The following is a 4,365-nucleotide window of genomic DNA, read 5'->3' as shown; positions in this document are numbered from 1 at the left end:
ATGTAAGTCATTAGAATAACGCAGGAGCAGTTATCGAGCCCACTAGGTTACAAACCTCGCGCCGCGATTTGATCGCCCCTAGATTGAACAAATCTCAATCCGCAAAGATCAACACGCCCTATACACGTAAATTTAAAACACCTAAACATACTGCTATCCGCTTAAAGCGCTATGGCATCTAGTTTATTTATGCACCCTAAGGAACCCTATGTTTGATTTAATAAGCAAACGCAGCGCTAATTTAAAAAATGATGTATTAGCCGGCTTAACCGCCGTGCTTACGCTCATTCCCGAAGCCGTTGCGTTTACCTTTGTAGCGGGAATTGACCCAATGATGGGGCTTTATGGCTCGTTTTTTGTTGGCTTTATTACCGCCGTGTTTGGCGGCCGCCCAGGTATGATTTCGGGTGCTGCTGGCTCTATGGCTGTAGTCACCACCGCCTTTATTATTATGTTTGGGCTCGAGTACTTGTTGGCCGCCGTGGTATTAACCGGTGTGCTACAAGTAGTGTTTGGCGCTTTTAAAATGGGCAAATTTATTAGGCTGTTACCTCACCCTGTAATGCTTGGCTTTGTAAATGGCTTAGCTATTGTGATTGGTATGGCGCAATTTGGCCAATTTAAAGAAAACGTTCGCGTAGTTTACGATAAGCAACACGATATGTTTACCTACGCAGGCGATTGGATGCAACTAACCAGCCCTGCTATGCTTACCATGATGGGGCTAATTGCGCTAACCATGGCAATTGTGTATTTTTTACCGCGCTATACTAAAGCAATTCCTGCCCCTCTTGCTGCAATAGCAGTGTGTACGGCGCTGGTCACCTTTACTCCACTTGAGTCAAAACTTGTTAGCGATGTTGTGCACACGCAGCGTACTTCAATGATTGAAAAAGAGATCATTACTGAAAACTTTGCAGCTATAAAAAATCAAGTACCTCATGGGCAATACAGCGAAGTGGCGCAAAATATTGCACTTGAGCGCCCAACCGATGTGCAAATTACGGCTAAATGGCAAGCTAACGAAGCGCAAAAAGTAGCTGAGGGCTTAAAAGACACCATCGACCCACTTGATGGCAGTTTAAAAGGTGCATTACCGAGTTTTCACTTTCCGCAAATTAGCTGGGATTTAACTAATAGCGACTCGCTCGATGCACTCATTACCGTGCTCATGCTTGCGCTTATTTTGTCATCTGTGGGGCTAATAGAAACCCTTATGACGCTTTCGCTTATTGATGAAATAACACAAACCCGCGGCCAAGGTAATCGTGAGTCGGTAGCGCAAGGCTCGGGCAATATTTTAAGCGGTTTATTTGGTGGCATGTGTGGCTGCGCCATGATTGGCCAAAGCATGGTCTGTTTAAACTCAGGCGGCCGAGGGCGTGCAGCAGGTATTGCTACCGCTTTATTTATGCTGGTATTTATTTTGTTTTTTCCAAGCTTAATTGAAATGATACCGGTGGCATCTTTAATTGGCGTTATGTTTATGGTGGTTATTGCTACGTTTGAGTGGTCATCTTTGCGCTTATTTGGCCGTGTTCCAAAGTCTGAAATATTTATCATTATTGTGGTATCTACCGTTACCGTATTGCTCGATTTAGCCGTAGCCGTAGGCATAGGTATTGTTATTTCTGCCTTGGTTTATGCATGGAACTCTGCAAAAGAAATCCGTATTAAATGCAGTGATGAATCGCAAAGCGAAAAAACCTACCAAGTAACGGGTAATCTATTTTTTGGCTCAATAACCTCGTTTAAAGAAGGGTTTAATCCACATAACGACCCACAAAAAGTGTGTATAGATTTTGCCAATGCCAGATTGTGTGACCAATCAGGTATTGAAGCCATACATGGTTTAAGTGAGCGTTATAAAGCATTAGATAAAACGTTGTATTTGCGCCATTTGAGCCCAGAGTCTGCCAAGTTATTACAAAAAGCCGGTGATTTGGTTGAGGTTAACATTGTTGAAGACCCTAAATACCCTGTAGCCAACGACGCTATGGCGTAACACGTCACTTAGGTAACTCACTAAAAAAGCTCGGAACTTCCCGAGCTTTTTATTTTTAAGTCAATTGTTTAAATTATTTTAAGCTGGTAAGTTAGGCACGTACATGGACACCCACGCATAAAAGGATGTAACTATGCCACTTGTACAACTTATTCTATTTATTGTTTTTGCTGTGTTAACCACACTTGGTTTAAAAAGAATAACCGTAACTTAATGCTATTTGGCTTCATTGCTATATCGTTCACATTTGTGGGGCTCGACTTTTTCATAGGCGTAGATGAAGGGAAATCAGGCATTAATTAATCAAAAAATTTTAGCTTGAAAATTAAAGGGACTTTAATGCGCTTATACATACTGATTATTTCTTTAGTTATTTTTTTAAGTGGGTGCCAGAGCTATATTGCTTATCAAATAACTAAGCCTCCGCAGAAAGTTCTCCCTAAAGAATTTGAGAGCTCTATCGCTTTATCTGGAGTACAAACCCATTACTGTAGCAGCGAAGTAGATTGTCTTGATTTTAGGTTTATCTCACCTAAGGATATCGAAAGCTACCTACTCGATGGTAATACACTTTCGCTAAGTTTGATTGTTGAAGGAAGCACTGAAGATGAGGTTTTTGAATACCAACTTACTTCAGATAATTTATCAAACAACCAAAATAGCGGGCTTTTAATCATCTTTCCGGGGTATGGCGTAGACAGCTTGATTTACACCATGCAAGCAAGATGGCTTAGCCATGTCACTGGAAAAAATGTGATAGTGATGCCTGCAAGTAATCAATACGAGAAGTTTAGATTTGGCTTAAACTCGCTTGATGTGCTAGTCAATTATGTAAATAAAGAAAACTACACTGATATTTCCTTAATTAGTTACTCAATGGGCGCAATTGCGGGAGTTGAGTTGGCATCTAAGCTGAACATTAGTAAGCATATACTTTATGCCCCAATGATTAATTTTGAGGCCGCACTAACCACAATTGCTAACTTATCACACCCTATTTATAGCAAACTATTAGGCGATGATTATTTAAACGAAGTCGCCGCTAAGATAATTGAAAAAAGTGAAGTACCTCTTACTAAACTCGACATATTAAATAATCTAAATAAGACCCCGCATGCTAGGCAAACTTACATCTTTTCAAGTAATGCAGACAAAGTGAGTCCATATAATAGGTTGCTTACTCTTAACAACTCAAAAGTGAGCATGTATGAGGTAAAAGATTTAAATCATATTGAAATGGTTTCTTTAATTTCCACACAACAAAGGAATGTGCTCCTTTCCTTGCTTGATGGATAACTTCAACAGTCCTAATAATTGAGAAAAATACTGCTCGTTTTTTACTCCTAATACGTTATGGTAATAAATAACAATACATAACTAATAATAATGGAAGGAGCAGCCATGAATACCCCGCAATCAGATCATATCCCGCAAGAAGCCTTTGATTGGTACGACGAATACGCCCACGGTTTAATGGACCGACGTACATTTATGAAAAAACTAGGTGGGTTAGCTGCACTTGGTTTTTCAATGAGCGTACTAACCAGTGCCCTGTTACCTAATTATGCGTTTGCAGAGCAAGTATCATTTAACGATGATGATATTAAAGCCACCTACGAAGAATTTGATTCGCCAAACGGGCATGGTAAAGGCAAAGGCTACTTAGCAGTACCTAGCAAAATTGAAGGTAAACTGCCGGTTGTATTAGTTATTCACGAAAACCGTGGTTTAAACCCATATATTAAAGATGTAGCCAGGCGCTTAGCCAAAAAAGGCTTTATTGCCTTTGCACCCGACGCACTCTTTGCGCTTGGTGGCTACCCGGGCAATGACGATGAAGGCCGCGCCATGCAAAAAACCATGGACAGAGCTAAAATTCAAAACGATTTTGTAGCTGGGGCTCACTTTTTAAAAAATCATTCTAATAGTAACGGCAAACTGGGAGCTGTAGGCTTTTGTTTTGGTGGTTATATTGTTAATTACTTAGCGGCGGTTGAGAGTGGCTTACTGAGCGCGGGCGTGCCCTTTTATGGCACACCTGCCAGTGAGTCACTGCACAAAAATATAAAAGCGCCTTTAATGATTCAATTAGGTGAGCTTGATAAACGCGTTAACGCTACATGGCCTGATTATGAAAAAAGCTTAAAAGCTAACAATGTTGAGTACACTATGCACATGTACGAAGGCGCTAATCATGGTTTTCATAACGACTCTACTGGGCGTTATGATGAGCAAAAAGCAGAACTTGCTTGGCAGCGTACCTTAGCGTTTTTTAATGAAAAACTAAGTTAATAATAAGGTAATGCCACCAGCTTAAAATGGGTGGCATTTTTTAAGTTAATTGAGCTCTGTAATGTGTA

Annotated in this window: 4 protein-coding genes; 3 read left to right on the top strand and 1 reads right to left on the bottom strand. The window is 40.5% G+C overall.

The window, feature by feature from the left end; genetic code table 11:
- Positions 1 to 208 precede the first annotated feature (208 nt).
- The gene (locus B2R65_RS15350) at positions 209 to 2,005 is read left to right on the top strand and encodes a SulP family inorganic anion transporter (RefSeq protein ID WP_286744134.1); all 1,797 of its coding nucleotides are present in this window, start codon (positions 209 to 211) and stop codon (positions 2,003 to 2,005) included.
- Positions 2,006 to 2,163: 158 nt separating this feature from the next.
- Here the strand turns inward: B2R65_RS15350 and B2R65_RS15345 are convergent, their stop codons facing one another.
- Positions 2,164 to 2,301 (bottom strand): hypothetical protein, encoded by a 138-nt coding sequence (locus B2R65_RS15345; RefSeq protein ID WP_286744132.1) that lies wholly within the window; start codon positions 2,299 to 2,301, stop codon positions 2,164 to 2,166.
- A gap of 43 nt (positions 2,302 to 2,344) precedes the next feature.
- Here B2R65_RS15345 and B2R65_RS15340 point away from each other — a divergent pair, with 43 nt between their 5' ends.
- Together B2R65_RS15340 and B2R65_RS15335 are read left to right on the top strand one after the other, a co-directional pair.
- Positions 2,345 to 3,301 (top strand): alpha/beta hydrolase, encoded by a 957-nt coding sequence (locus B2R65_RS15340; protein WP_121637627.1) that lies wholly within the window; start codon positions 2,345 to 2,347, stop codon positions 3,299 to 3,301.
- 105 nt (positions 3,302 to 3,406) lie between these two features.
- Positions 3,407 to 4,297 (top strand): dienelactone hydrolase family protein, encoded by an 891-nt coding sequence (locus B2R65_RS15335; RefSeq protein WP_064385163.1) that lies wholly within the window; start codon positions 3,407 to 3,409, stop codon positions 4,295 to 4,297.
- The last annotated feature ends 68 nt before the right edge of the window (positions 4,298 to 4,365 follow it).

Source organism: Pseudoalteromonas sp. UBA2102, from assembly GCF_002331165.1.
Taxonomy (GTDB): domain Bacteria; phylum Pseudomonadota; class Gammaproteobacteria; order Enterobacterales; family Alteromonadaceae; genus Pseudoalteromonas; species Pseudoalteromonas atlantica.
Note: the sequence above shows the minus strand (reverse complement) of the source record. Positions and strands in the feature narration are given on the sequence as shown.